The sequence below is a fragment of the Lysinibacillus sp. UBA6686 genome, assembly GCF_002455205.1.
Lineage (GTDB): Bacteria > Bacillota > Bacilli > Bacillales_A > Planococcaceae > Lysinibacillus > Lysinibacillus pakistanensis.
In genome coordinates, this window is record NZ_DKJS01000085.1 from 71,046 (window position 1) to 96,737 (window position 25,692).

24 protein-coding genes and 2 pseudogenes are annotated in these 25,692 nt (G+C 36.9%); 6 read left to right on the forward strand and 20 right to left on the reverse strand.

What is annotated here, in order from left to right; all coding sequences use genetic code 11:
• Nucleotides 1–80 precede the first annotated feature (80 nt).
• From B2R82_RS23220 to B2R82_RS23235, 4 genes are all read left to right on the forward strand, one after another.
• Nucleotides 81–1,130: a TRAP transporter substrate-binding protein gene (locus tag B2R82_RS23220; protein WP_286927320.1), complete on the forward strand. Its 1,050-nt coding sequence runs from the start codon at nucleotides 81–83 to the stop codon at nucleotides 1,128–1,130.
• Nucleotides 1,131–1,394: 264 nt separating this feature from the next.
• Complete coding sequence (locus tag B2R82_RS23225; protein ID WP_286927321.1) at nucleotides 1,395–2,657, forward strand: dicarboxylate/amino acid:cation symporter; 1,263 nt, start codon at nucleotides 1,395–1,397, stop codon at nucleotides 2,655–2,657.
• Between the two features lie 521 nt (nucleotides 2,658–3,178).
• Nucleotides 3,179–3,715, forward strand: coding sequence for a tubby C-terminal domain-like protein (locus B2R82_RS23230; RefSeq protein WP_286927322.1), 537 nt, complete (start codon nucleotides 3,179–3,181; stop codon nucleotides 3,713–3,715).
• A gap of 68 nt (nucleotides 3,716–3,783) precedes the next feature.
• Nucleotides 3,784–3,954: a hypothetical protein gene (locus tag B2R82_RS23235; protein WP_286927323.1), complete on the forward strand. Its 171-nt coding sequence runs from the start codon at nucleotides 3,784–3,786 to the stop codon at nucleotides 3,952–3,954.
• Between the two features lie 131 nt (nucleotides 3,955–4,085).
• Here B2R82_RS23235 and B2R82_RS23240 read toward each other — a convergent pair.
• From B2R82_RS23240 to B2R82_RS23300, 13 genes and pseudogenes are all read right to left on the reverse strand, one after another.
• A pseudogene (locus tag B2R82_RS23240) lies at nucleotides 4,086–4,244 on the reverse strand (PhzF family phenazine biosynthesis protein); the annotation flags it as partial.
• Nucleotides 4,245–4,264: 20 nt separating this feature from the next.
• Nucleotides 4,265–4,831, reverse strand: a complete 567-nt coding sequence (gene lepB / locus B2R82_RS23245) for a signal peptidase I (protein ID WP_286927324.1) — start codon at nucleotides 4,829–4,831, stop codon at nucleotides 4,265–4,267.
• A 235-nt stretch (nucleotides 4,832–5,066) separates the two neighbouring features.
• Nucleotides 5,067–5,545: pseudogene (locus B2R82_RS23250) on the reverse strand (NADPH-dependent FMN reductase); the annotation flags it as partial.
• A 24-nt stretch (nucleotides 5,546–5,569) separates the two neighbouring features.
• Nucleotides 5,570–5,818 (reverse strand): DUF2164 domain-containing protein, encoded by a 249-nt coding sequence (locus B2R82_RS23255; RefSeq protein WP_286927326.1) that lies wholly within the window; start codon nucleotides 5,816–5,818, stop codon nucleotides 5,570–5,572.
• A gap of 177 nt (nucleotides 5,819–5,995) precedes the next feature.
• On the reverse strand, nucleotides 5,996–6,217 hold the full coding sequence (locus B2R82_RS23260) for a hypothetical protein (RefSeq protein ID WP_286927328.1): 222 nt from the start codon (nucleotides 6,215–6,217) through the stop codon (nucleotides 5,996–5,998).
• Nucleotides 6,218–6,232: 15 nt separating this feature from the next.
• Nucleotides 6,233–7,354, reverse strand: coding sequence for a Nif3-like dinuclear metal center hexameric protein (locus B2R82_RS23265; protein WP_286927330.1), 1,122 nt, complete (start codon nucleotides 7,352–7,354; stop codon nucleotides 6,233–6,235).
• Nucleotides 7,355–8,047, reverse strand: a complete 693-nt coding sequence (locus B2R82_RS23270; protein WP_286927332.1) for a tRNA (adenine(22)-N(1))-methyltransferase — start codon at nucleotides 8,045–8,047, stop codon at nucleotides 7,355–7,357.
• Between the two features lie 164 nt (nucleotides 8,048–8,211).
• Nucleotides 8,212–8,565, reverse strand: a complete 354-nt coding sequence (locus B2R82_RS23275; RefSeq protein WP_286927333.1) for a c-type cytochrome — start codon at nucleotides 8,563–8,565, stop codon at nucleotides 8,212–8,214.
• Nucleotides 8,566–9,033: 468 nt separating this feature from the next.
• A complete protein-coding gene (locus tag B2R82_RS23280; protein WP_286927334.1) occupies nucleotides 9,034–9,597 on the reverse strand; it encodes a hypothetical protein in 564 nt (187 codons plus the stop codon).
• A 318-nt stretch (nucleotides 9,598–9,915) separates the two neighbouring features.
• Nucleotides 9,916–11,043, reverse strand: coding sequence for an RNA polymerase sigma factor RpoD (gene rpoD / locus B2R82_RS23285; protein WP_283868738.1), 1,128 nt, complete (start codon nucleotides 11,041–11,043; stop codon nucleotides 9,916–9,918).
• A gap of 32 nt (nucleotides 11,044–11,075) precedes the next feature.
• On the reverse strand, nucleotides 11,076–12,905 hold the full coding sequence (gene dnaG / locus B2R82_RS23290; protein ID WP_286927335.1) for a DNA primase: 1,830 nt from the start codon (nucleotides 12,903–12,905) through the stop codon (nucleotides 11,076–11,078).
• 209 nt (nucleotides 12,906–13,114) lie between these two features.
• A complete protein-coding gene (locus B2R82_RS23295) occupies nucleotides 13,115–13,927 on the reverse strand; it encodes a pyruvate, water dikinase regulatory protein (RefSeq protein WP_283868739.1) in 813 nt (270 codons plus the stop codon).
• A gap of 18 nt (nucleotides 13,928–13,945) precedes the next feature.
• Nucleotides 13,946–14,578 carry a helix-turn-helix transcriptional regulator gene (locus tag B2R82_RS23300; protein WP_054770938.1) on the reverse strand — a complete coding sequence of 211 codons (633 nt, stop codon included), beginning with the start codon at nucleotides 14,576–14,578 and terminating at the stop codon, nucleotides 13,946–13,948.
• Nucleotides 14,579–15,003: 425 nt separating this feature from the next.
• Here B2R82_RS23300 and B2R82_RS23305 point away from each other — a divergent pair, with 425 nt between their 5' ends.
• Nucleotides 15,004–16,389, forward strand: a complete 1,386-nt coding sequence (locus tag B2R82_RS23305) for a glycine--tRNA ligase (protein ID WP_286927336.1) — start codon at nucleotides 15,004–15,006, stop codon at nucleotides 16,387–16,389.
• A gap of 83 nt (nucleotides 16,390–16,472) precedes the next feature.
• Here the strand turns inward: B2R82_RS23305 and B2R82_RS23310 are convergent, their stop codons facing one another.
• On the reverse strand, nucleotides 16,473–18,203 hold the full coding sequence (locus B2R82_RS23310) for an HD-GYP domain-containing protein (protein ID WP_286927337.1): 1,731 nt from the start codon (nucleotides 18,201–18,203) through the stop codon (nucleotides 16,473–16,475).
• Between the two features lie 783 nt (nucleotides 18,204–18,986).
• Here B2R82_RS23310 and B2R82_RS23315 point away from each other — a divergent pair.
• Nucleotides 18,987–20,399, forward strand: coding sequence for an S-layer homology domain-containing protein (locus B2R82_RS23315; protein WP_286927338.1), 1,413 nt, complete (start codon nucleotides 18,987–18,989; stop codon nucleotides 20,397–20,399).
• Between the two features lie 25 nt (nucleotides 20,400–20,424).
• On the opposite strand, the gene recO is transcribed toward B2R82_RS23315, so the two are convergent.
• The 6 genes from recO to B2R82_RS23345 all read right to left on the reverse strand — a co-directional run bounded on the left by recO (nucleotide 20,425) and on the right by B2R82_RS23345 (nucleotide 25,690).
• Nucleotides 20,425–21,219: a DNA repair protein RecO gene (gene recO, locus B2R82_RS23320; protein ID WP_286927339.1), complete on the reverse strand. Its 795-nt coding sequence runs from the start codon at nucleotides 21,217–21,219 to the stop codon at nucleotides 20,425–20,427.
• Between the two features lie 118 nt (nucleotides 21,220–21,337).
• The gene (gene era / locus B2R82_RS23325) at nucleotides 21,338–22,255 is read right to left on the reverse strand and encodes a GTPase Era (RefSeq protein ID WP_286927340.1); all 918 of its coding nucleotides are present in this window, start codon (nucleotides 22,253–22,255) and stop codon (nucleotides 21,338–21,340) included.
• On the reverse strand, nucleotides 22,242–22,655 hold the full coding sequence (locus B2R82_RS23330) for a cytidine deaminase (RefSeq protein ID WP_286927341.1): 414 nt from the start codon (nucleotides 22,653–22,655) through the stop codon (nucleotides 22,242–22,244). Before B2R82_RS23330 ends, era begins: the two co-directional genes overlap by 14 nt.
• A gap of 75 nt (nucleotides 22,656–22,730) precedes the next feature.
• Nucleotides 22,731–23,081: a diacylglycerol kinase family protein gene (locus B2R82_RS23335; protein ID WP_286927342.1), complete on the reverse strand. Its 351-nt coding sequence runs from the start codon at nucleotides 23,079–23,081 to the stop codon at nucleotides 22,731–22,733.
• A complete protein-coding gene (gene ybeY, locus B2R82_RS23340) occupies nucleotides 23,082–23,555 on the reverse strand; it encodes an rRNA maturation RNase YbeY (RefSeq protein WP_054771148.1) in 474 nt (157 codons plus the stop codon).
• Between the two features lie 8 nt (nucleotides 23,556–23,563).
• Complete coding sequence (locus tag B2R82_RS23345) at nucleotides 23,564–25,690, reverse strand: HD family phosphohydrolase (RefSeq protein ID WP_286927343.1); 2,127 nt, start codon at nucleotides 25,688–25,690, stop codon at nucleotides 23,564–23,566.
• Nucleotides 25,691–25,692: the final 2 nt, after the last annotated feature.

The window sequence follows — 25,692 nt, forward strand, 5'->3', positions numbered from 1 at the left end:
CCCTCTACCTATATTTTAGCTTACTTCATATGTTAGAATAACAAAAACATCAGAAAATACGAATTAATTGGGTGTAATAGATGAAAAAATTTATTATTGGAACAATAACAACCGTTTTACTATTAACAATCACGATTGGTGTACAACAAGGTCTACTATTCGCTACCCCTCTTCCCTACGACGATGAACAAAAAGGCTTGGATACACAAATTACTATCCATTTAAGTCATGTAGTAGCAGAAAATACGCCAAAGGGACAAGCTGCAAGTAAATTTGCAGAACTTGTGGAGGAAAAAACAAATGGTGAGGTTAAGGTACACGTCTACCCAAACTCCTCCTTGTTTAATGATGAAAATGAATTTCAAGCATTACAAAATGGAGAAGTAGAAATGATTATCCCCACTTTCTCTAAAATGACAACCTATGTACCTAACTGGCAGGTTCTAGATTTACCCTATCTTTTTAATACGGATGAAGAAGTCCATGAAGTTCTTACTGGCTCAATTGGTGAGCAACTTCTAAATGAGCTTGAACCCTTTCAAATAAAGGGGCTTGGCTTTTGGCATAATGGCTTCAAGCATCTAACCTCTGTTGATTATCCTATTCATACATTCGAGGATTTAAAAGGCTTACGTGTCCGAACAATGCCAAGTAAAACACTTGAGAAACAATTTGAGGCAGTTGGAGCAACACCTATTCCAATTTCCTTTAGCGAGGTTTTTACGGATCTAGAATCACATGCCATTGATGCACAGGAAAATACAGCGTCTAATATTTATTCTAAAGGCTTTTATAAGGTACAAAAACATATGACTTTAACAAAGCATGGGATTTTAGGGTATGCTGTTCTCATGAATGAAAACTTTTGGAAGTCACTGCCTGTAAAGTTTCAAAAGCAGATTATGGAGGCTATGAAGGAAACAACAGACTGGCAATTTGAACAAGCCGTTATGATGAATGAAAAGGATTTACGAAAGCTAGAGCAGCAAGAAGGCTTTGAAATTTTCACGATGAGTAGTGAGGAACGTCAACGATTTAAAGAAAAGCTTGCACCTGTCTATGATTTTTATAAAACCAATATACAAAATGACGATGTATTATCGAGAATCGAGAAAATCGTTTCTCCTTAAATACTTTTGTTCATTTATGATAGATCCTCACAAATCGTGAGGTTTTTTTCTTTTGTATTATAATAGATTCTTCAATTTCAAATCTACTATAAAACAGCTATTAATCCTTGCAAACACTGGTTTCATACCCTCTTCAACTAAGAATGAACAAAATGAACAATAGAAACATTACGGACATAAAAGCTATTGTCGGAAAATTTCAGCTATGATAACCACATGAAAGCGTTCACACAATATTCACTAATGTTGTAGGGGGAGAACTTAATGCGTATAAATTTTAAAAACTTAACCGTACAAGTATTGATAGCTATTGTACTTGGTATTATTGTCGGTGCAACGTTCCCAGAGTTTGGAGCGAAGTTGAAAATACTAGCCGATATTTTTATTAAATTAATTAAAATGCTAATAGCTCCTATTATTTTCTTAACAGTTGTTATTGGAATTGGTAGTATGGGTGATGTAAAAAAGGTTGGGAAAATCGGCGGTAAAGCCTTAATTTATTTTGAAATCGTCTCTACTTTTGCACTTGCGATTGGCTTACTCGTTGTCAATATTGTACAACCTGGTAAGGGCTTTAATACTGCTGCTGCAAACGCCGCAGATGTGTCTCAATATACACAACAGGCAGCTGCTGCGGAGCATGGCTTCGGTGCATTTATTATGCAAATTATTCCTGATAATGTTGTTGGTGCCCTTGCAAACGGTGAATTACTACCAGTCCTGTTCTCAGCAGTTTTATTTGGGCTAGCTGCTGCTGCGATTGGTGAGCCAGCAAAACCTGTTATTAAATTTTTTGAACAAGTCGCAGATATTTTCTTTAAAATTGTCAATATGGTCATGAAAATTTCCCCTATTGGTGCATTTGGTGCCATGAGCTATACTATCGGAAATTTCGGTATTAAATCACTTGGAAACTTAGGTTTTTTAATGCTGTCTGTTTATATCACGATGTTTATTTTTATCGTTGTCATTATCGGTCTAATTACACATTATTTTGGCTTTAATATTTTTAAATTTATCAAATATCTTAAAGATGAAATTTTTATTGTTATTGGAACATCCTCATCAGAGTCAGCCTTACCTTCAATGATGCGTAAGCTAGAAAACTATGGCTGCTCCAAACAAGTAGTTGGTCTTGTTGTACCAACAGGGTATTCCTTTAATTTAGATGGTACGTCTATTTACTTATCCATGGCAGCAATATTTATCGCTCAAGCTTATGGCGTCGAATTAGATATTTGGCATCAAATTACACTATTAGCCATTTTAATGCTGACATCTAAAGGTGCAGCTGGTGTAACGGGCTCTGGCTTCATTACGCTCGCAGCAACTCTAGCAGCATTCCCTATGATCCCAGTAGAAGGGATTGCATTGTTAATCGGGGTTGATCGTTTTATGTCAGAGGCTCGTGCCGTAACAAACTTAATTGGGAATGGTGTTGCAACAGTTGTTGTTTCAAAAATGGAAAAAGAATTCGATCCAGAGCAAGAAAAACGCGCTCTTGCAGGTGAAGTAACTATTCAATAAGATCAATGATGCCTCGGCATAATTGCGTCTGGAATCGGCTTTGTGCTTAGGCCTGCGTGAGGGCCGACACGATGTCGGTCATTTCGGTAAAGCCACAGGACGTGGCGTTTTTTACCGATGCAGGTCAGTTAGCCGTTATCGCATGGATGCGATGATTTTAGGCTAACATCCTTTATTAACTCCTTTCCAATTCCGTGACATCCGCCGGAGGCTTTGGGCCAACAAGATGTTGGTCACTCAGTCATTGCCACAGGACGTGGCGTTATTTGACTGAGTTCCTCTATTTCAGTAGTTGTTGGATACCCACTAAAAAGGAACCAAAGCCACGTTCATCTCTCCATCTGTAGAGGTGAGAGTCTTCTGCTGAATGAAGATAAAAAGCTGACCATCGATGTAATTTTCACTTCAATGGTCAGCTATTTTTTTCATTGTTCTTACCTGTTATGTCAAAATAATTTTTATAAAATAATGAAACCTTGGATTTGGCTTCCCCGTATAATCTAGTAGATTGGAGGCTTTTTATGGCTACATTTACACTTACCTTTCCGAAAGCATTTGAAAGCTTTACATATATCCCTATTATTAATGAACAAAATGAAACAGTATGTGTATTGCAAAAGGTTGACCGTTCATCCGTTGGAAAAGTTATCAATGCTGTTATGCTAGTAGCTGCACAGCAATCTTTACCACATCATTATGAAACACGCACTACCTTAGGAGCACCTCTTTTTCAAGTGCAATCAACTCTCTTAACGAAGGGGGTTAGCCATCAACTGGTGATGCCAGATGGAACAACCCTACCAATTCAACGTAAGACCGTGCAGTTACTTGAATCCTCCTATTCATTTACAATGGACGGACTCGTTTTCCGCTTTGAAAAGGATTTTACATCAACTGCCTACCTATATTGCAATGATGAAAAAATAGCAAGCGCCAGTAATATAGAAACGGAACTCGTGCGTACTGGGATAGCTTTTAAACTTTTTGACTCAGATGATACGCTATTTGTCGCTTTACTAGCAACCCTTTATCAGACATTGTTCTTATTAAATAATTAAAGTAGATAAGGGAGCATACAGTCCCTCGAAAATAGGAGTACACTTGAAGAGTAGTTTTACTTTACTTTTTGAGGAGTTTCATATGGATTCAAAGGCAGTTAAATCTTCTTGTTCAAATCTTAGAGGAACGTGGCATTATGACAGATCGCGAGTTAAAAGAACGTCTTACAAATAACGTTAAGCTTTCTTCTATGGATGCCGATTTAAAAGAAAAAGTCATTGAAGAAATCAAACATTAATGGGTAATAAGTCAAAGGGAGTAGCTCTAAGCACTAAGAATACTTAAGCTACTCTCTCATTTAATCAATTTTAACCAATATTTTACGTTATTCTATTTTGAATATAGAATGATTAAAACGAATTAAATTCATTTTAGGGCAAATGCGGTTTCATTAAAGCCTACTTGCTTCGCAATCGCCTGCATCTCATCATCGCTATATGAATCTCCCTCTACCACAACACCTGCTGGATTTCCCTTATTAGGGATTGTACTAAATGCATCATAATGATAGACCGTCACCATTTTTATCATTTCCTCTTTTCTACTAGCTAGTGTGTACTACCAATTCGATCAAATGGCCATAATACAAAACCTGCTGTCCCCAAAATTTCATTTTGTGAAACAAATCCGACAGTTTGATCTCGACTATCAATACTTCTTCGACGATTATCACCAAGAACGAAAAAATGCCCTTCTGGCACAATCATTTCACCTAATTGCTCCTCTAAAGTGAAATCATATGTAAAATCGCCTTTATCCAGCAATGCTTCTTTATACTTTGTTAAATAAGGTTCTTCATAGGCCTTGCCATTTATGTACAGAACATCATCTTTATAGGCAATATGATCTCCCGGTAACCCGATAATTCTCTTAATATAATTTTCTTCTTCATTCGCTTTAAAGACAATCACATCAAAGCGTTGATAACTTGAAATTTTCGGTCCTACTTTATTTATGATAACTTTATCACCATTTTCAAAAGTTGGCATCATGGAGGCTCCTTCTACAACTACAGGAGAAAAAATGAAATAACGGATCCCCATTGTAAAAATAATGGCAAATCCAATTGCTTTAATCCATGCCCAAAGTTCATTTTGATTTTGTTTTTGCGCCACATCTAACACTCCATTTTCATCTGATTATCTTACACTAATGAATACGAATCCACTACGGGGAAAGTTCCATGAATTTCTAAAAAAACTAAAATTCAGCGTTATTTGCGCTAAATTCTAGTTTCTCAATCCTTCTATACAGCCATATTTTTCAAATAACTGTTTATAAAAAATCATTTCTAAAGTTCATTGTATTTAAAAGCATTAAGTATGCGTCCAGTACAATCTACTTATGTGCTTAACGAATTGTTTTTAATGCCGTTGCCCAAGGAATTAATTGATCTAGCATTTGATTTACAGAGTCTACCTGTACCTCTTTTGGTTTATATGTTGTGCCATTTTCAAAATCTGTAAATAATGAAAGTGCAGGATGAACCTGAACATCTGCTACTAATAATTCACCTAGAATGCCTCGTAAATGCTCTGTGGCCCAGCAGCTTTGTTATTCCATTCCTTACGTAAAAAATCTAACGCATTTTTTAATGCCCCCGTAATGGAGTGATTATATTCTGCAACAACAAATACAAAGCCATCCTGCAACTCTTTGAGACCATGCAGCTACTCAGATGCATCTCCTCCTGGCTCACCTAGAAATGGTAGCTTAAAATCTGCAATATCCATATTTTCATATTCTACGTCACTGTGTTTTTCAGCCACATTCTTAACCCATTCTCCTACCTATGGATTTAAACGCCCCCCACGCGTACTACCTAAAAGACGAAATCAACAAAAGATCTCCATTTATTTTATCTTGATGGGTCTTTCTAATACTGCAAGCTCATCCTCCATCGATGCATATTGTCTTTCTATCACATATTTTGCATCAGAAATAGCGGCATTATAAATATGCGGAGCGATGTATTCCTTTATAAAATCCAAAACTCTTTCCGCCTCAAATTCTGAAATATCCTCATCTCGATTGTTATAGAAGAATCGTTGTATATCTGTTATAACTAATTCTTGCTGCTCTTTAGTCAATCGAATAAACATATCAAACACTCCTCTATTGTTTTCTCACATATCATATCACTAAGGACTTTATCTGTAATATACACAAAAAAACTGAATTAAATAGTTTCTAATTCAGCCTTTTTAAATTTTGAAAAAAGATTATATATATAGCATTAGCTAGTCATTCGTCTTGCTTAATACATCTTAACGATATTACTATTCACATTTAAAAGAATAGCTTGTTGATAGAAAATTCTTTTCCTTGGAGACAATAGCTTCTCCACCCTCTTTTTCACACTGCTCTGTCATGGCATCCATTTTTTTGGCATTTATCGTATTTGTCATAAATGTCATCCCAACACCAAATACAGCAATCAGTAAACCAATCATTATCCACAGCTTTCCAGCCTTATTGCCTGCAGGTCTTTCACTTGCCACATTTATTCCCCTCTCTTATACGAATAGAAATGGTTCTGTATGAATAGTAGATTGTACAAATTCGACCGTATATTTTTTATCTTCACACATTTTCGCCATCTTTTTCGCTACGCCCGCAATCATCACTTTTTCAACATGATGACCAGGATCTACAATCTGCAAGCCCAATGCCTGTGCATCTTGTGCTGTATGGAAATACATATCTCCCGTTAAAAAAACATCTGCGCCCGCACGCTTAGCAGCATAAATATATTTATTGCCATCCCCGCCAACAAGCGCTACTTTTTTTACTTTCGATTGTAAATCACCGACAACACGAACAGCGGGTACATCTAGCTGCTGCTTCACAAATTGTGCAAAATCGTGAAGGGATAGTTCCTGTCGCAAGTTGCCTACTCGTCCTAATCCCATGACATTTGTCTGCTGGTCTAAGCGAATAATATCATAGGCTGGTTCCTCATATGGATGTACATGTAACATAGCTTTCAATACACGGTTTTTAATAGATTCCGGCAATACTACTTCTACCTTTACTTCTTCTTCCACATGGGTTTCTCCAATTGAGCCTACATACGGATTGGCATGTGTTAGTGCACGAAAACGCCCTTCTCCCATAGTTGTGTAGCTACACGCTTCATAATCACCTATACGACCTGCTCCCGCCTTCGCTAATGCTTCACGCAAATCTTCGGCATTGGCTGTTGGAATAAAAACTGCTAGCTTTAACAAATCTTCCGCATACGTTTCCTCTAAAATGGAACGGTTTTCAAGCTGCAGCGCATCTGCTAATAAATCGTTGACACCGCCCTCAGCTACATCTAGATTGGTATGGGCTGCGTATACAGCAATATCGTTTTTTAGGAGCTTCTCATATAAACGTCCAGCCGGGTGATCTGTACGAATATTCGCTAAACGTCTAAAAATAGGAGGATGATGGGCTATTATAAGCTCGCAGCCTTGTGCAATGGCTTCGTCTGCTACATCTTCATTCACATCTAGTGTAACTAATACTTTATTTACAGGTTTGTTTAAGGTGCCGATCGCAAGCCCAATAGGATCATTGTCCATACAAGCAAGCTTTTTAGGTGACCATGATTCAAATAATTGAATAATCTCTTGTCCATTTACCATTTTCATCTACAGAACTCCCTCCACTAAATGAATTAAAGTTTCTAGCTCTGCACGCTTTTCGTCGATTTCAGGCGTTTGATCTGCCCCTTCAATAGACTGTAATACACGCTGCCAATTTTCCTTTTCACGCGTCCATTTTTTTATAAAAGTTGCTGATTTTCGCTGCATTAATTTGGGTCCAACTAAAATTTCCAGCTCCGTTAGCTCCATTTGACTTCTTTGCAAAACAAGTATTTCATAAATTTTATCATCTTCCTCTAAAATCTCTTCGTCAAGAATTGCCCAATTATGCGCTAAAGCCCATTCCCGAATGACCTTTGCATGAATATTTGGTTGTAATATAAGACGAGTAATTCCCTGTAGCTTTTCTGGATGTTTTTCCAAAATAGATACAATGAGAGGACCACCCATTCCTGCAATTGTGACAGTGTCAACGTGATCTTCTTTTTCTACTGCCGCTAAGCCATTAGCAAGTCGTACTTTAACTTTTTCTGATAATCCTTCTTTTTGTACCTGTCCAACTGCTGATTCAAAGGGTCCTTTTACAACTTCTCCTGCTACGACATAAGAGGCTATTCCCTTATGAATTAAGTAGCATGGTAAATAGGCATGGTCACTGCCAATATCAGCAACAACCGCACCTGTTGGAACAAATTTCGCTACTGTTTCTAATCGTTTTGATAACTTTTGTGCATTCATGTTTTCCCGCCTACCTTAAATAGAGTCCTTTAATAGTATGTATGAAATCAAGCAAAAAAACAAATGGAGTTGTCTCTTTTATGAGCAACTCCATTGTTTATTTACAAAAATAAATATAGCTGTACCAATTACGTTAAACGCTTTCAGTACAGCTACTTTTCAAATTATTTTAGAGTTGAAATGTACTCAGCGATTGCTTTTGCTTCCGCTTCGTTTTTCATTCCAGGTGTCATTGGTGTACCTTCAATACCGTTTGTTAAAACGTCTACGATACGAGCCTCATCTAAGCCATGTAGGTTTGGACCCACTGCACCACCAGATAAGTCACCACCATGACAGCTAACACAAGATTGTACTAATGCAGAACCATCATCAGTAGCCTCTGTTGCTTCGCCACCGCCTTCTTTTTCAGCAGCAATTTCTTTTTTGTTCTCTGCGCCTGTTAAAGACATGAAGAAAATAAGACCAATACCAAATGCCAAAATTAAAATGTAAGGAACGACTGGATTGTTTTTCATATGTTTCCCCTCCTCATTGTAAATCTACTTCTATTATAATATAGAATCAGTCAACATCTAATATTGTACTGCATTAACTAAGAAACGAAAAGCCCTATTCGCTAAGTTTTCCTTTGTTTGTAACAAATTCGACATTTCTGTATCTATTGGATAAAATATGTCTTGCTATCGCCAATTTTTGGTCTATTTAAAACCATTTAACAATGTTAATTTTGCTCTCCATTCTCGTAGTTAGCTTTCCACTATGTGCTCTTACCTATACTAAAAAATATATTTTTCTTCAACGAACATTTCTTTATTTGTCCTAAAATTCATCAAAATGAATAAGCCATACTATTATCTTAATATATTTTAAATTCTCCTATTTTAAAAAAGTCATACTACTTTTTTAGAAATATCAACTACATCACTTATAAATCTACATAAAAAAAGAATCTATCGCTAAAAGCGTATAGATTCTTAAATAGTTCATAATAAATTTATGATATAATAACCAATCAATGCTAATAGTCCTAAAACTCCAGAGACTGTATAATACAGTAGCTTCATTTTAATGCCAGACCAAAGCCAAACTCCACAATTTGCTGCAATTAAGCAAAATAAAGCTATATTATTCCCATTGAAATATGTAGTGTAAATTCGAATAGACATACTAAATAATAAAATAGCTGCTAACAAGTGAAAAATGGGTGTTAATAAATTATTTTTTTGTGCCATTCGAAATGCCGTAATGAATAAGATAAGTGCAGCTATTCCTACAATAACCGATAAAACGAACGTTAAAGAGGAGATTGTAAAATAGATCGATAGAAGAGCAATTATGGCAATACATATACCCACTATTAAAAGATACATTTTTCTCTTTTCTGAGGGTAACACTGCTTGCTTATGATGTACAGGATCTAACTCCTCTACATCCGCTCCCTCTGCATAAAGAGCTGCTAAAAAGTCACAGTAATGCTCTGGTAATAGCTTATTCTGCTTCCAAAACAAAATCTCATTTAAGATTATTTTTTTCCGTGGATTTGTCATAGTATTTGCTCCAAACATTGCTTAATAATGGTTGTTATTACAATTTTATCTCACAATTCTTGAAAACACATCTGTAGAAAGTAACAAAAATAGTTGATTTAACTCATGCTAATTATGTATTTTTAAACGCGCTTGATTTATCAATTTATTATTACTTTCATACAAGCTTAAACGCCCCAGCGTAAAAGCTCCCCTTCAAAATCCATAACCTCCAGATGATTTGAAAAAACTCAAAAGTAATGTGTACCTACCGCTTCGCAAAATAAAAAGAAGCTAGCCAAATAGTTATCACTAATCAGCTAGCTCCTTTTTTCAAGTTTATTCTAAGAAATCTTTTAAACGTTTACTGCGAGAAGGGTGGCGTAATTTTCTAAGCGCCTTTGCTTCGATTTGGCGAATACGTTCACGTGTTACACCAAATACTTTCCCTACTTCCTCTAATGTACGTGTGCGGCCATCATCTAAACCGAAACGTAAACGAAGAACATTTTCTTCACGATCAGTTAATGTATCCAACACATCCTCTAATTGCTCTTTTAATAATTCATATGCTGCATGGTCAGATGGAGATTGAGCTTCAGAATCCTCAATAAAGTCGCCTAAATGTGAATCATCTTCTTCTCCAATTGGTGTCTCTAGAGATACTGGTTCTTGTGCAATTTTTAAAATTTCACGTACTTTTTCAGGTGTTAAATCCATTTCTTCTCCAATTTCTTCTGGAGATGGTTCACGACCTAAATCCTGTAATAATTGGCGTTGTACACGAATTAATTTATTAATTGTTTCTACCATATGCACTGGTATACGAATTGTACGTGCTTGGTCAGCAATTGCACGAGTGATTGCTTGACGAATCCACCATGTAGCATATGTGGAGAATTTAAAGCCTTTACGGTAGTCGAATTTCTCAACTGCCTTAATAAGACCCATATTCCCCTCCTGAATTAAGTCCAGAAATAGCATACCTCGGCCTACATAACGCTTTGCAATCGAAACAACAAGACGTAAGTTTGCTTCCGCCAGTCGTTTACGAGCTTCCTCGTCTCCTTGCTCAATACGTTCCGCTAATGCAATTTCTTGCTCTGCGGACAGTAAATCAACACGACCAATTTCTTTTAAATACATTCGAACAGGGTCATTTATTTTTACACCTGGTGGTACGCTCAAATCATTTAAATCAAAAGTCTCTTCATTTGCTTCTTCTTTCATTAAGCTTTCTTCTTCAAATTCTTCTTTTCCAATAATTTGAATGTCTTTATGCTTTTCAAGATCTTCAGCAAAATGAAAAACCTCTTCATTTTCTAGTTCATATTGCGCTAACTTCTCTGAAATTTCTTTCATTGAAATTTCACCGTCTGTTTTCGCTTTTTCCTGTAGTAATTTTTTGGCTTCATCTAATGTGATTTCTACTTCTATCTCTTTTGAACGTTCTGACTTGTCCGCCATAAACCTTCCTCCTTCTAAACAACCGAATCGGGTTAAATCGCCGATAACGATTTTCTTAAATGAATAATCTGTTGGGCGATTTCAAGTGCACGTGCATACTCATGCATCTTCTCCGCTTCCTTTGACTCATGCATCTTTTGTTGAATTTCTTGCTCAATTCTATATTTTTGCAACTGGCGTATAGAGTCTGTAACCTCTGCGTCAGCTTGGTCTGGATCTCTCTCTACTAAAGCTGCTTCCATGACAATTTTGCGTAATTCAGCGTCATCTAGTATCTCAACAAACCGCTGATAATCGGGATGACCGTATTCCTCATAAAAGCCTACTAGGCGAACAAAAACAGCCATATAGGCATCTCGGACAAATGGCTCCTTTTGCTCACTGCGTAATAACCTGTCCACTACATCTATATTATGAAGCATATGAGCGAGTAATAAACGTTCGGCACGTTCGGCTGCGTCCATAGGCTTTTGCTGCTGCGTGACTGGCATTGAAGGTAGAACGGGCATTTCTACTTTTGCAGAACGTACCTGACTAGCCTCTAACTTTCGGAATTGCGCATATATCGCTTCTTCCGAGATATTTGTTTCAGTAGATAGCTGCCGTATATACAAATCTCGTTCAACTGGGGAGGATCTACCAATCAGTTGTTCAAGGACCTCTTGAATATATTGAAGCGTATCATTTTCAAATTGAAAGTTCTTATTTCGTCTAGCATGCATCATCATAAAAGCAATATACGCATGTGGGTTTTCCAAAATTTGTTCCTTAAATGCTTGTCCACCTAAACTACGAATGTATTCATCAGGATCTAGCTTATCTGGTAACACCGCAATATTTACTTTCATTCGTTCTGCCTGTAGTAACTGTGCCGCTCTTTTTGCTGCGTCAAAACCAGCATTATCACCGTCATAGCAAATCGTAATCTGCTCTACTAAGCGCTTTAGCTTTGTGATATGCTGATTCGTCAGCGAGGTACCCATTGTAGCTACAGCATTCGCTACACCAACAGAAGTTGCTGCTAAAACATCCATAAATCCTTCCATCAATACTACTTGACGATTTTTTCTGATTGAGGTTCGTGCTTTATCTAGGTTATATAGCACTTCGCTCTTTTGAAAAATTGGTGATTCTGGACTATTTAAATATTTTGCCTCCTCACCAGTCGATGAAAGTATTCGTCCAGAGAAGGCAATAATTTTACCGTTCTCATCTCGAATGGGAAACATAATACGTCCTCTAAATCGATCAAAATAGCGTTCCTCCCCTTCTCGCTTGATGACTAAACCACTTTCTGCGATTTCTTGTAAGTTATAACCTTTCCTTTCAAGCAATATCGTTAATGCATCAAAGCTTGGGAGAGACCATCCAATGCTATTAGATTCGATAAGTTCCCTTGTAAATCCTCTTTCTAGCAAATAATTTAAAGGTTCTTCACCATCTTCTGTGTTCAATAGTAAATGATGGAAAAAATCAGCTGCAAAAGCGTGTGCTTCTTTCATCCTTTCTTCCGCTTTAGATATCTTTTTTGTTACGTCAGGTAAGGTTGGTCCAACATCTAAATGTATGCCGGCACGTTCACCAAGTTTCACGACTGCGTCAGGGAACGAAATCCCTTCCATATCCATGATAAAGGTAATAGCATTACCACCTGCACCACAACCAAAGCAATGAAAAATTTGTTTGTCTGATGACACAGAAAAAGACGGTGTTTGTTCTCCATGAAAAGGACAGAGACCAAACCAATTGCGCCCACGTTTTGTAAGCTGCATGTATTCGCTTATGACATCAACAATATCCGATTGTGTACGAATCTGTTCAATCACTTCTTCTGGAATCTTCCCTGCCAAATTCATCACCATCTTTAATTTACGTTCTAAAACACAATTCGCTATCCGTTTTAAAAATCCTTTAATTCTCGACAAAAAAATAGGATTTTTCTCTTTTTAAATATTTTTACCACAATTTTATTATTATAAAACAAAAATTAGTTTTTATCTATACTATTTTCTAAAAGCGACTCAAAAAAACCGCCCCATACTACCGAGGTGGTTTTATCTAAGATCCATGCTTATTTACAGGTCGAGATATGTTCAATAATAACATTTGCTGTTTCTTCTACAGCCTTGTTCGTTACATCAATAACCTTACAGCCAATTTTCCCGACAATTTTTTCAAAATGCTGGATTTCTTCTAATATACGATTATGCTGTGCATAGATAGCATCATCATTCAAGCCAAGAGTCATTAATCTTTCTTTTCTAATCGAGTTTAATTTTTCAGGAGAAATAATTAAACCGAAACATCTTTTGGCATCAATTTGGAATAGTTCTTCAGGTGGTTCCACTTCTGGTACTAATGGAACATTCGCCACCTTATAGCGTTTATGTGCTAAATATTGTGATAAGGGTGTTTTAGAGGTACGTGAAACACCTACAAGTACAATATCCGCCTGTAATAATCCACGTGGATCTCTGCCATCATCATATTTTACTGCAAATTCAATAGCCTCGATTTTTTTAAAATAATCATCATCCAACTGGTGAACTATCCCTGGTGCCTCTAACGGGAATTCTTCCATAAAGGTAGCCATTGTTTTTAATGCAGGTCCTAAAATATCAACAGCATGTATTTTTTCCTGCTCACACAGCTCCTGCATCAGTAAACGCATTTCCTGTCGAACTAGCGTGTAAACAATAAATGCCTGTTGTTTTGCTGCAAGACAAACAATTTTTTGGATAAGCTCCTCTGATTGAATATATGGAAAACGTCTAATAACTGTGTTCTCCAAACCAGGCCGAAACTGGCTAATAACTGCTTTCGCTACTTGATCACCAGTTTCACCGACTGAATCAGATACAACAAAAACGCGTAATCTTTTCATGCTGCACTCCTTCAAAATTTAGACATTCTGTGCGAGTGATAAGAAAGCACGTGTAATCGTCGTTTTTGTAAGACGGCCTACAATTGTTAAGCCACCTTCCTGTGGTTCTACTACAGGTAGCGAATCAACTTCTCGCTCAATTAACTTATTTGCCGCCACAACTAAAGAATCTGATCGCTGACAGTACGAAATATTGGGCATGCGCGTCATAATAATATGTACAGGAATTTTGTTTAGATCCTGCGTGCCAATACTTGTACGTAGTAAATCCTTACGCGATAGTACACCTGTCAGAAACTCATTCTTATCCACGACAAAGAGTGTACCAACATCCTCCGAAAACATAAAGCAAATCGCATCATAAACAGTCATTGTTTCCGGTACAACTACGGGTCCTGAATGAAAATCTTTCACTTTTAAATTGTTAATACTATCCGTTAATGTAACGGATGCTTTTTTTCCTGAATAGAAATAACCAACTCTTGGTCGTGCATCTAAAAAGCCCGCCATTGTGAGAATAGCCAAATCTGGTCTTAAAGTCGCTCTTGTCAGATTGAGACGCTCTGCAATATGTTCGCCTGTAATTGGCCCATTTTCTTTCACAATTTGTAAAATGTCTTCCTGACGCTTATTGAGTTCGATTGGACTCACCGCCTCAAATCTAATAGTGTTATACTTATGCTCAATTATTATATACTATTTTAATAATTATTGCGAATTAAAGAACTACATGCTACAATATTGACACATACGCTTGCTCTATATGTATTTTCGAGCATTATTGCGTTCTATACAGGCGATGATGGGAAAAAAGTATCTGTTCCATTTAATAGCGAGTAGAAGATGGTGAAAGTCTACACAGCGACAGAGAAAAGGCACTCCCTGAGCTAACTTTTTAAAAAGAGGTTTTAAACAGTTTGTTTAAAACAATCAGGGTGGAACCGCGGGTATTAGCACTCGTCCCTGGGCATCTATTGTGCCCGGAGACGGGTGCTATTTTCATTTAGGCTTAGTCTAAATGAAAGAGACTTTGGCGTTTTAAAAGACAAAGTGAAAAATTTGAAGGAGGCTATATTATGGCTAACAAATCAATGGAAACAATCGTATCATTAGCAAAGCACCGGGGTTTTGTGTTCCCAGGGTCTGAAATCTACGGAGGCTTAGCTAACACTTGGGATTATGGTCCATTAGGTGTAGAACTAAAAAATAATATTAAAAAAGCATGGTGGCAAAAATTTGTTCAAGAATCTGAGCACAATGTCGGACTAGACGCTGCCATCTTAATGAATCCTAAAGCTTGGGTGGCTTCTGGTCATGTTGGTAACTTTAATGATCCAATGATAGATTGTAAAGCGTGTAAGGCACGTCATCGAGCAGATAAAATCATCGAGGACGCTGCGTTAGCAAAGGGCGATGAAATCGTTGTCGATGGTATGACATTTGATCAAATGAAAGAAACAATGATTAAGTATGATGTGGTATGTCCTGATTGTGGTAAGACTGATTTCACAGATATTCGTCAATTCAATTTAATGTTTAAAACATTCCAAGGTGTTACAGAGTCTTCTACAAACGAAATTTATTTACGTCCTGAAACGGCACAAGGTATTTTCGTGAACTTTAAAAATGTTCAACGCTCTATGCGTAAGCGCACTCCGTTTGGTATTGCACAAATCGGTAAATCATTCCGTAACGAAATTACTCCAGGTAACTTTACTTTCCGTACTCGTGAATTTGAGCAAATGGAGCTTGAGTTTTTCTGTAAGCCTGGCGAAGACCTTGAGTGGCACGCATACTGGAAAGAATTTTGTAAAAACTGGTTATTGAATTTAGGAATGAAAGAAGAGTCTATGCGCCTTCGCGATCATGAGGAAGATGAATTATCACACTATTCGAATGCTACTACAGATATTGAATTTAAATTCCCATTTGGTTGGGGTGAGCTTTGGGGTGTAGCTGATCGTACAGATTACGATTTAAAACAGCATATGGAGCACTCTGGTGAGGATTTTACTTACATTGACCCAGCCACAAACGAACGCTATGTTCCATACTGTATTGAACCTTCTTTAGGTGCTGACCGTGTGACATTAGCATTCCTATGTGATGCATATGACGAGGAGGAGCTTGAAGGTGACGATAAGCGTACCGTTTTACGCTTCCACCCTGCTCTTGCACCATTTAAAGCAGCTGTCCTTCCACTTTCTAAGAAGTTATCTGACGAGGCTACAAATATATGGGCAGAACTTCGTAAGGCATTCCCAGTTGACTTTGATGAATCCCAATCAATCGGTAAACGTTACCGTCGTCAGGACGAGATTGGTACACCATTCTGTATCACATATGACTTTGACTCACAAGAAGATGGTCAAGTAACAGTACGTCATCGCGATTCTATGTCTCAAGTTCGTATGCCAATTGCTGATGTGAAAGCATACATTGAAAAACAACTACAATTCTAATATCAATTTTTCCTTGGCGTAATAACGTCTGGATTTTGATAAAAGCCTTATAAAAGGGAGCTGAAATTTCAGCTCCCTTTTGGCTATGCCTTTAATTTAAAAAACAAGCGCTCCTGCATCTTCTCCTCAAAGGAGAACCGTTTCATGCTCATTCCCACCAAACTTACTAATAATTCCTCAATATCCGAAAGAGAATAATAAAGGAATGTACCCTCTCGCATAGGACGAACTCGTTTTTCTACCGTGAGCTCATCTTCAATAAAATAAGCTACATTTACATCACAATGTTCCATTAATTGCGTAATTCGCTGATCGTCCCCTGGATTTATGAAAAATGGAACGATTTTATCAATATACAAAATACTCTGTACAAGTTTTATGAAAAAGTTTTCACGAAGCGAGGTTTCTACAACTAAAATAGTTGTTTGCTCATGATGATAATCCATGTATAAAACATTTAATTGTTCTTCCAATAATTTTTTAAGAATACTAATAGAGTTTCTATATTTTGTCATATCCGTCTGAATTTCTCTAGTCAATAAACGTAGAATTCGAAAGGCAGGTAAGAAGATTTTTAAGACTATCTCTTTTGGATGTAAGTGATCAATTAGTTTTTTGAAGTGTATTCTTAAGTTAGTCTCGTCGCAGCGGATTAATTGCTCAACAAATAAATTAAATATTTCCTCAAAGCTATCTGCACGATAATCAATCATTTTCACAATTTTCACACTATAATTTAAAGGTAGATTCATAGATGTTTGCTCATCCAATAATTTAACTTTCGGCAATGTGGGGAATAAATCATAGACGAGCTCAACTTGAGCACTTCGATTATCTGATAATAAGACTACTGAGTTAACAGGATAGATCCCTAAACATTCCACGAATTTATGCATGAACTTTTCGTTATATAATTGCCGATCGCGATATAAAACGGCTAATGCATCCGTTGCTGCATACCCTGTATGATAAACACGTTTTGATGTCATTGCTGAATATACGTCAATGATTTGCAATAATTGAACCCCTTCACTCATTTCATCTGCGCATAGTTTATTTGGATAGCCTTTACCAGCAAAGCGCTCATGGTGATCTCGTGCCAAATAGGCAATCTCTTCTTCTCCATTTTCAACAAGTAATTCATACCCTTTAGTTGTGTGTGTTTTAACAACCTCAAATTCATCTTCTGATAACTTTCTTTTTAGATTTAGAATTTCTTGAGGAATAAAGACTTTGCCAATATCATGGAACAAATACCCCCGTGCTAATGTTTCGATATCTGCTAACCCTAGGTATCGTGCAAAGATAGTGCCTAAAACAAATACATCAAATGAATGGACAAAGGAATACTCATCCCATTCTCTTAATCGCATAAGTAAATCGTAGCGATGTTTCTCTTCTAAAATTTTTTCAAAAACACCCCGTACATAAGCCGTGTCCTGCATACTTTTTAAAATTTGACCATAGCGTAATTCATGGACAACATTCTCCAATGTCGTCATAAATAGCGTACTTACTTTTTCTTTATACTCATCTACTTCATTTTCTTTAGCCATTAGTGGGGCAAAGACATCCTCATACTCCCTTGTTCGCTGAACACTTAAATCATGGACAATCCGAACTGAATCTGATGGTAAATAGACTGCTAATTCATCTACTTTTCTAAGTTTAAGTAAAGCAATAATCCGATCCGTTAAAACTAACTCTTTTTTAGCTAATAATTGATACTCGGAAAAAATATCCTCAGCCAAAATATCATTTGCTTCAACTTCATCAATACTTAATGTTACTTTTCTTAGCATATTTTTTGCCACATACGCAATGTTCTAGCATTATGTGACTCCCTCCTTCTTCCATAGGACTGCGTTGTTCTAAAAAACATCTTTGCTGATAGAGGCATGTTTTACATTTTATATGCATGTCAGATCTATATGAATTGGACTAGTTTTATATGGATATTAAATGTATAAATTATACCGAAATAGTTTTAATGTCATAACCTATATTTATTACAATATCATAGGTTAAAATGCCTTTTCAACTAGTATATGGGTCTTGAATGATTAGTTAATACTATGACTATATTAAAAACGATTCAAAAAATAAATCTTTAAACCTAATACCTCCATCTAATATCTGCTATTAATGACATGGTTATAATGCTAAAAGAACTATAAAAGTCGAATTGTAAATACATTTATATAAAGTTTAAATAAAAATATCTCAAAAATTTTATTTCTTAAAAAAACTAAATTTTTGTTTTTTTATGCTATTTAAGCTAGCATATTACTCAATTTATCCTACTATTTTCTGTCAAATATTTCATATGACAAAATAATTACAAATTATCCCCTTTTATAAGTGATTGAGTATTCACTTAAAGGATAACATTTCCTCTATTCTCACTACATACATTTTGATATAAATAAAGTATTATAGTTAATCTTAATTGTTAATGAACAAGAATTTAACATTGCACGATCATTCCAGCTTAAAATTATTCACTCGTCCGGAAGTTTGAATTTATAATGGAAGGTTTTTCAAAAAATAAGATAATACTATAAAAATTTTATTTTCACTATTTTGGAGGAAATCACTTGAAGACCCATCGTTTCTATCAAATTGCAATGGCCTCAGCATTAGTCACAAGTGCCATTGTCATTACACCCTCAGTAAATGCTGCGACTATTTTCCCTGACATCAATGCTTCAACAGAAGAAGGCCAAGCCATCATCAATTTAGCACAGCGTGGCATTATTTCAGGTTACCCAGACGGCACTTTCAAACCTGCCAACCCAATCACACGTACTCAAGCCGCAAAAATTTTAGCCGGTATGCTAAAGTTAGACACCATCCATGTAAAAAATCCTCAATTTAAGGATATCAAACCTGGTGATGAGAATTATGGAGCCATTGCAGCTTTAGCTAATGCAGGCATCATTAGTGGCTCGAATGGTTATTTTCACCCAGCTAATAATATTACACGCGGGCAAATGTCAAAAATGATTGTAAAGGGCTTCAATCTACCCATCACTGATGACATCGACATTCCATTTTCCGATGTAAAGGCAGGTAGTGAATATGAACCGTTTATCAAAACACTTTTTGCCAATAGCATCACAAAAGGTACAACGTCTACTACCTTTAGTCCACAAAGCCATGTGAAACGCTCCCAATTAGCATCGTTTGTAGTTCGTGCAGAACATGTACAGGGGAACGCAACTGTTTTTGCTAGTCAATACAGTCAGGACTATATCTTTGCTTCTTACGGCGGTATTGAGCCTGCAGAGGATATTTTCACATGGGATGAAGAAGAGGACATGACGGAGTCCATCACTATAAAACCGTTAAAAGAGGGAACAGGAAAATTAGTCATAACAGGCTTTAATGAAAAAACAGAGGAATTTATAGATATCTTTTACATTGTGCATGTGAACAATGTAAATGGAAAACTACAAACAACTTTACAAGAAGTAGAGGAAGAAGATTATGTAGAGAGCTTACCACTTAACTTAATGGAAAGCGATTTGAATTTTATCCCTACTGAAGTTAGTATTCAAACTACAGATGGACAAGCTTTATCACCAGCAGCCTATGAATTCAAAACAAACAACCAATCGGCCTCCCTTTCCATCTTTAAAAATGGGCAATATTTATTAACATTTTCCAACGGCACTCAACAACAAGTGATGGCAGCTGAAGTTACTACGTATGATTTTGTACGAAGTATCGATTTGTATCAAATGGCAGATGAATTAGTTTTTTCAAGCGATCAACTATCGTTTGAGCCAAAAAATGTTGCTTTAGAAAAGTTAGATTTAGAGTCTTCAGCAGTAAAAGCGACCGTAGAGGATAATCAAGTAAAGGTTACACCATTAGCTGAAGGCACCGCTATTTTACATATTACAGGTAAAAACGGTGAAACAGTCTACCTCTATATAGAATTTACCAAAATTGCTGATAAATGGGCAACCTATTATGAGTTCAATCATGATGAAGAAGAAATTTAATCTATAAAAATGCCACAAGATCCAATTATGGGTCTTCTGGCATTTTTTTTGCATCCACATTAGTTCTCAATTGTAATTCTGGCGTTCTTTCAAGCTGCTCGATAAATTTTTTAGTCTTAAAGCGAATACCTGTTTGTTCCTCATAAATGGTTGTAATAATTTTTTTGATAAAATATTTTGTTTCCTTTTTTAAGTCTAGCTTCCCAATCTGATCAATAGGTACAGTGTAGAACATTCGAATGAGCTTCAATTGTGTTGGTGTTAGACGGATAATGTAAGGATCATGCTGATAACATCGATGACATAAAAAGCCCCCCTGTGCAAAGGAAAAAGCAAATTCTCCATCTACTGCCCCACAAGTAGAGCAAGCATGTAAGATAGGCTGTACACCTGTATACGGTAACATTTTCCATTCAACGAACAATGTAATAGCTTCAGGATCATAGCCTTCCTCAATTGCTTGCAATGCGTGTAAAAGGACTTCAAATGCATATGGTTCAGCCTTTCCTTCTTCCACTACTCGCTCAACAAGCTCCATGATATAACTTGCATAGGCTGTTGCCATGATATCTTCACGTATATGTCGCATTGAATTGAGATGCTCACCTTGTTGCAATGTTCCCATACCTGTATGATGCTGAACCATAAACATACCGTATGTAAACGGTTGTGTCACAGATGCCAGTCTACTCGAAGGCTTTTTGGCACCTCTTGCCATTGTTGCCACCTTACCTGCTTCTCTTGTTAGTAAAGTTACAATTTTATTGGATTCTCCGTAAGCACGTACCTTTAAAACAATCCCTTCCCATTTATGTAACACCAGCCTTCCTCCTTTCAACAAATTTCCATGAAAATAGAGCTCTCCAAAAACACTTTTTTGGACAGCTCCATTCAAACGATCAATGGGTTATATTGTTATTTCGCTAACAGCATAACCTTTAATATTCATCATCACGGAAACCAAAATCACGTAAATGCGTGGATTTGTTTCGCCAATCCTTTTGCACCTTTACCCAAAGCTCTAAATACACTTTCGAACCAAGAAGCATCTCAATATCTTTTCGTGCACGTATGCCTACTTCTTTTAATAGTGCCCCGCGTTTACCGATCACAATGCCTTTTTGAGAATCTCTTTCCACGATAATCGTAGCTGCAACATGAATTTTATCTTCATTTTCCTCATCTCGGCGAATTTTATCAATAACGACTGCAATAGAATGTGGCACTTCCTCGCGTGTTAAATGTAATACTTTTTCACGAATTAACTCTGAAATAATAAATCGTTCAGGATGGTCTGTTACTTGGTCTGCTGGATAGTACTGTGGACCTTCTGGTAAATATTTCGTTAATGTTGCCAGCAGATTTTCCACATTATTTCCTTGTAATGCTGAAATTGGTACAATCTCTGCAAAGTTATAGCGTTCTTTGTAGCTCTCAATGATTCCTATTAATTCATCAGGATGGACTTGATCAATTTTATTGATGACTAGAAAGACAGGTGTTGGATTCCCCGCTAACATTTCAAGGATGAATTCATCACCTTTTCCTAGTTTCTGCTCTGCATTGACCATGAACATAATAACATCCACTTCTCGCAATGTATTTTTAGAAACTTTAAGCATGAAATCACCAAGTTTATGCTTTGGTTTGTGAATTCCCGGTGTATCAATAAAAATCATTTGGCTATCATTAGTTGTTAGTACACCTTGTACTTTATTTCGTGTTGTTTGTGGCTTATCACTCATAATCGCAATTTTTTGACCAATAACACGGTTTAAGAATGTTGATTTCCCAACATTTGGTCGACCGATAATGGAGATAAAGCCTGACTTATAGCCAGTATTAGTTTCCAGCATTCTCTAAATCCTCCGTTGTAAATGCAAATGGTAGTAATTCGCCAACTGACGTTACTGTTACATCACCTTTTAAGTTTGTTAAATAGACAGGCATGGAAGGCTCGCAAAACTCTATCATTACTTGACGACAAGCTCCACACGGCGCACATGGACCGTCTGTATCAGCAACAATAGCAATTGCCTGAAAGTCATAAATTCCTTCTGACACGGCCTTGAAAAATGCTGTTCGTTCAGCACAATTAGTCATACTATAGCCAGCATTTTCAATATTACAACCATGGATAACCTCGCCGTTTTTTGTTAAAAGGGCTGCACCTACTTTAAATTTTGAATAAGGGACATATGCCTTTTCGCGCGCCTTTTTTGATTCTTCTAGTAATGCATGCATATCAATTGTCATCAAAGTTCTCCTTTTGCTAAATAAATCATAATACTTCAGCTTGCTAATCCTGTATGGTCGAAAAAATGAGTAAAGCTAAAACCATTTCGGCATAAAGATGAGTAATCCGATTATAGCACTGAATATCGCAAATACAAGTACTGCGCCCGCCGCAAGATCTTTCGCTTGCTTTGCTAGTGGATGAATATTCGGTGATGCCAAATCCACAACACGTTCAATTGCAGTGTTCACCATTTCAAGCGCAAACATAAGTGCTATTAGCAAAAGTACAATATACCATTCCATACGTGATAGCCCCGTAAAATAGCCAGCAATCAATACAGCACCTGCACTAAGCAAATGTGACTTAAAGTTTTGCTCTACACAAGCCGTCTTTATCCCCGTAAACGCATAGCTAAAAGAGCGTACATATTTGCGAACATTCATTTAATCCCGTCCTAAGCCAAAAGATTGTAAAATCTCGTCCTGCTTACCAAACATAATCTTTTCATCTTCAGGCACCATGTGATCGTATCCTAATAAATGTAGAAATCCATGGACCGCTAAAAATCCTAATTCCCTTTCAAATGAATGACCATATTCCTGTGCTTGTTCTTTTGTACGATCCGTTGAAATAATGATATCTCCCAAAATACGAGGCATTCCTTCAAAGGTAACTTCTATTTCACCTTCGCCTAATTCCTCTAGAGCAAATGAAATTACATCTGTTGGTTGATCCTTATCACGGTATTCCCGATTTATTTCTTGAATCGCTTCATTTGTAACAAAGGTCACCGACACCTCTGTTTCGGGCTCAATATTTTCTATCTTTGCAGCCTGCTGTAACAGCTGCTCAACAAGCTCCATATGCTCTTTTGCCACTTCATTTGTTTCATCTGTAAAATCAATTGTTAAAATCATAGATCCTCCTACTTATCTGCCTTTGGATATTCAATACGCGAGTGGAAAATTCCATTCAGCGTTTCACAAAGTACTCGCTCTATACATTTTAACTCTTTTATTGAAATATCGCATTCATCAAACTGATGATCCTGTACGCGGTCATCAATAATAGCTCGTACAAGCTTATGAATTTTTTCTGCATTAGGTTCCTTCATTGAGCGCACTGCCGCTTCAACACTATCCGCCACACTAATCACAGCAGCTTCCTTTGTTTGAGGTTTTGGACCAGGATAGCGGAACTTTGCTTCATCAAAATCTTTTCCTTCTTCCTTTGCTTTGTATAAGAAGAATTTTAACAAACTTGTTCCGTGGTGCTGCAAGGCAATATCAATGATTTCCTGAGGCATTTTATAGCGTTTTAACATTTCAGCACCATCAGTGGTATGTGCAATAATAATTTCTGCACTCGTCTCTGGTGGCAACGAATCATGTGGATTATTCCCTGACATCTGATTTTCAATAAAAAATGCTGGACGCTTTGTTTTCCCAATATCATGATAATAGCACCCAACTCGTGCTAATAAACCGTCTGCCCCAATTTCCTCANNCTCACATGCTGCTTCTGCTAAATTTGCAACCATTACACTATGATGATATGTTCCGGGTGCTTCCATTAATAACTTTTTCAACAACGGGTGGTTAGGATTAGAAAGCTCAATTAAACGCAACGATGATAATAGACCAAATGCTGATTCAAAGAATGGTAAAAGACCCATTGTCAGAGCTCCTGAAAGTAAGGCTGATAACATGGCTGCGATAAAATAAAATAGCAACTCAGACAAACCATAGGATGATTGTGTCATCAGTAAATAGAAAGCAATAAATGCTATATTGACTAAACCAATGACACCTACAGCATGTAAAATATGCGAACGTTTTTCCACACTACGCATAAAGAAGATGCTCGCAAAGCCTCCAAAAATAATATATAGTGTAATTTCCATCTGCATAACAGATGAATACCCTTCTTGAAAAATCACTCCCGCTGATGCAGCCGTCATGACTGTAATCAAAACTGCGGCACGCTCATTCGCTAATAATCTGACCAGCATTGTCGCCAGGGCTGTTGGAAATAGAAATGCAACAGTAACGTCAAAGCCTCCTGAGACTAGGCTAATAAATTTCATCAACACGACAGAGAGGGTATACACAATACCTGTTACCAATAAGGCATTCCTTTTTTTATGCTCGTCTGCCTCCCAGCGTTCAAACAGAATAAACATAAACATCATTTGCAGGAAGATTAAAATCATAAGACCCGCAATCGGTTTTAGGGATGCCTTATTACTCACCATACCTAAAAGCTCTAATTGACGAAACGCCTCGTTATCTATGATTTGACCTTCCTGTACAATAATTTGGCCTTGAAGAATTCGAGTTGGCTCAATCGATTCTTTTGCCTGCTCCTTACGAATTTTCGTTTGTTCCTCATTAATTGTTTCATTTTCGATAATACTTGTACGCCCAATTAAAACGACAGTATTGTAAATTCTATCTGGATAGCCTCGCTGTCCTCGAATTTTCGTTTCAAAATCATTTTGTGCTGCGTATACATTTTCAGCACGAATGGATTTCTGTAAATATTCTTGGACTAGCTTAGAAAGTTGAGTACTTGTTCTTGTTAAATCTGCCTCACTTTGTATGAGCAACCCTTCTAACTGCGAATCCGTAAAGATGATAGGCATTTGATCTGAATCAATGGATTCAAATTTTTTGCGAAGCTGTGCCACTTGGTCCACATTCGGAACCGGTTCTTTGCTTTTCTCAACATCTTTCTTCACTTCAAGTACATAGTCAAATAAAGATGTAACAATGGCAGCACGTTGCTTTGCGACATCCTCTGAAAATTGATAGACTGGCGCAACTGCATTGGCTGCTTTCTCTCGTTCTTGCTGTGTTTTATAAGTGTCTTCAATCGTTTTTGTTGATCGTACTGTTTCAGGCGCTAATTGTAGTGGCTTGAAATCATATGTAACACCTTTAACATTGCCATACATAAAGGCAAATTGCAGGGACCCTGTTAAGATGAGAACGACAATTAAAAAATAGCGAAAACCAATTAGTTCAGTAAGTTTTCGAAGTTGTTTCTCCATTC

Bases quoted from the DNA above. Each gene is read 5' to 3' on its own strand.
- B2R82_RS23335 (WP_286927342.1), bottom strand. From the start codon at position 23,081: ATGAATGTTCGCAAATATGTACGCTCTTTTAGCTATGCGTTTACGGGG.
- B2R82_RS23230 (WP_286927322.1), top strand. From the start codon at position 3,179: ATGGCTACATTTACACTTACCTTTCCGAAAGCATTTGAAAGCTTTACA.
- B2R82_RS23295 (WP_283868739.1), bottom strand. From the start codon at position 13,927: ATGAAAAGATTACGCGTTTTTGTTGTATCTGATTCAGTCGGTGAAACT.
- B2R82_RS23265 (WP_286927330.1), bottom strand. From the start codon at position 7,354: ATGAAAATGGTAAATGGACAAGAGATTATTCAATTATTTGAATCATGG.
- B2R82_RS23305 (WP_286927336.1), top strand. From the start codon at position 15,004: ATGGCTAACAAATCAATGGAAACAATCGTATCATTAGCAAAGCACCGG.
- B2R82_RS23270 (WP_286927332.1), bottom strand. From the start codon at position 8,047: ATGAATGCACAAAAGTTATCAAAACGATTAGAAACAGTAGCGAAATTT.
- rpoD (WP_283868738.1), bottom strand. From the start codon at position 11,043: ATGGCGGACAAGTCAGAACGTTCAAAAGAGATAGAAGTAGAAATCACA.
- B2R82_RS23220 (WP_286927320.1), top strand. From the start codon at position 81: ATGAAAAAATTTATTATTGGAACAATAACAACCGTTTTACTATTAACA.
- ybeY (WP_054771148.1), bottom strand. From the start codon at position 23,555: ATGATTTTAACAATTGATTTTACAGATGAAACAAATGAAGTGGCAAAA.
- B2R82_RS23275 (WP_286927333.1), bottom strand. From the start codon at position 8,565: ATGAAAAACAATCCAGTCGTTCCTTACATTTTAATTTTGGCATTTGGT.
- dnaG (WP_286927335.1), bottom strand. From the start codon at position 12,905: ATGGTGATGAATTTGGCAGGGAAGATTCCAGAAGAAGTGATTGAACAG.
- B2R82_RS23330 (WP_286927341.1), bottom strand. From the start codon at position 22,655: ATGACAATTGATATGCATGCATTACTAGAAGAATCAAAAAAGGCGCGC.
- era (WP_286927340.1), bottom strand. From the start codon at position 22,255: ATGCTGGAAACTAATACTGGCTATAAGTCAGGCTTTATCTCCATTATC.
- B2R82_RS23280 (WP_286927334.1), bottom strand. From the start codon at position 9,597: ATGACAAATCCACGGAAAAAAATAATCTTAAATGAGATTTTGTTTTGG.
- B2R82_RS23255 (WP_286927326.1), bottom strand. From the start codon at position 5,818: ATGTTTATTCGATTGACTAAAGAGCAGCAAGAATTAGTTATAACAGAT.
- B2R82_RS23225 (WP_286927321.1), top strand. From the start codon at position 1,395: ATGCGTATAAATTTTAAAAACTTAACCGTACAAGTATTGATAGCTATT.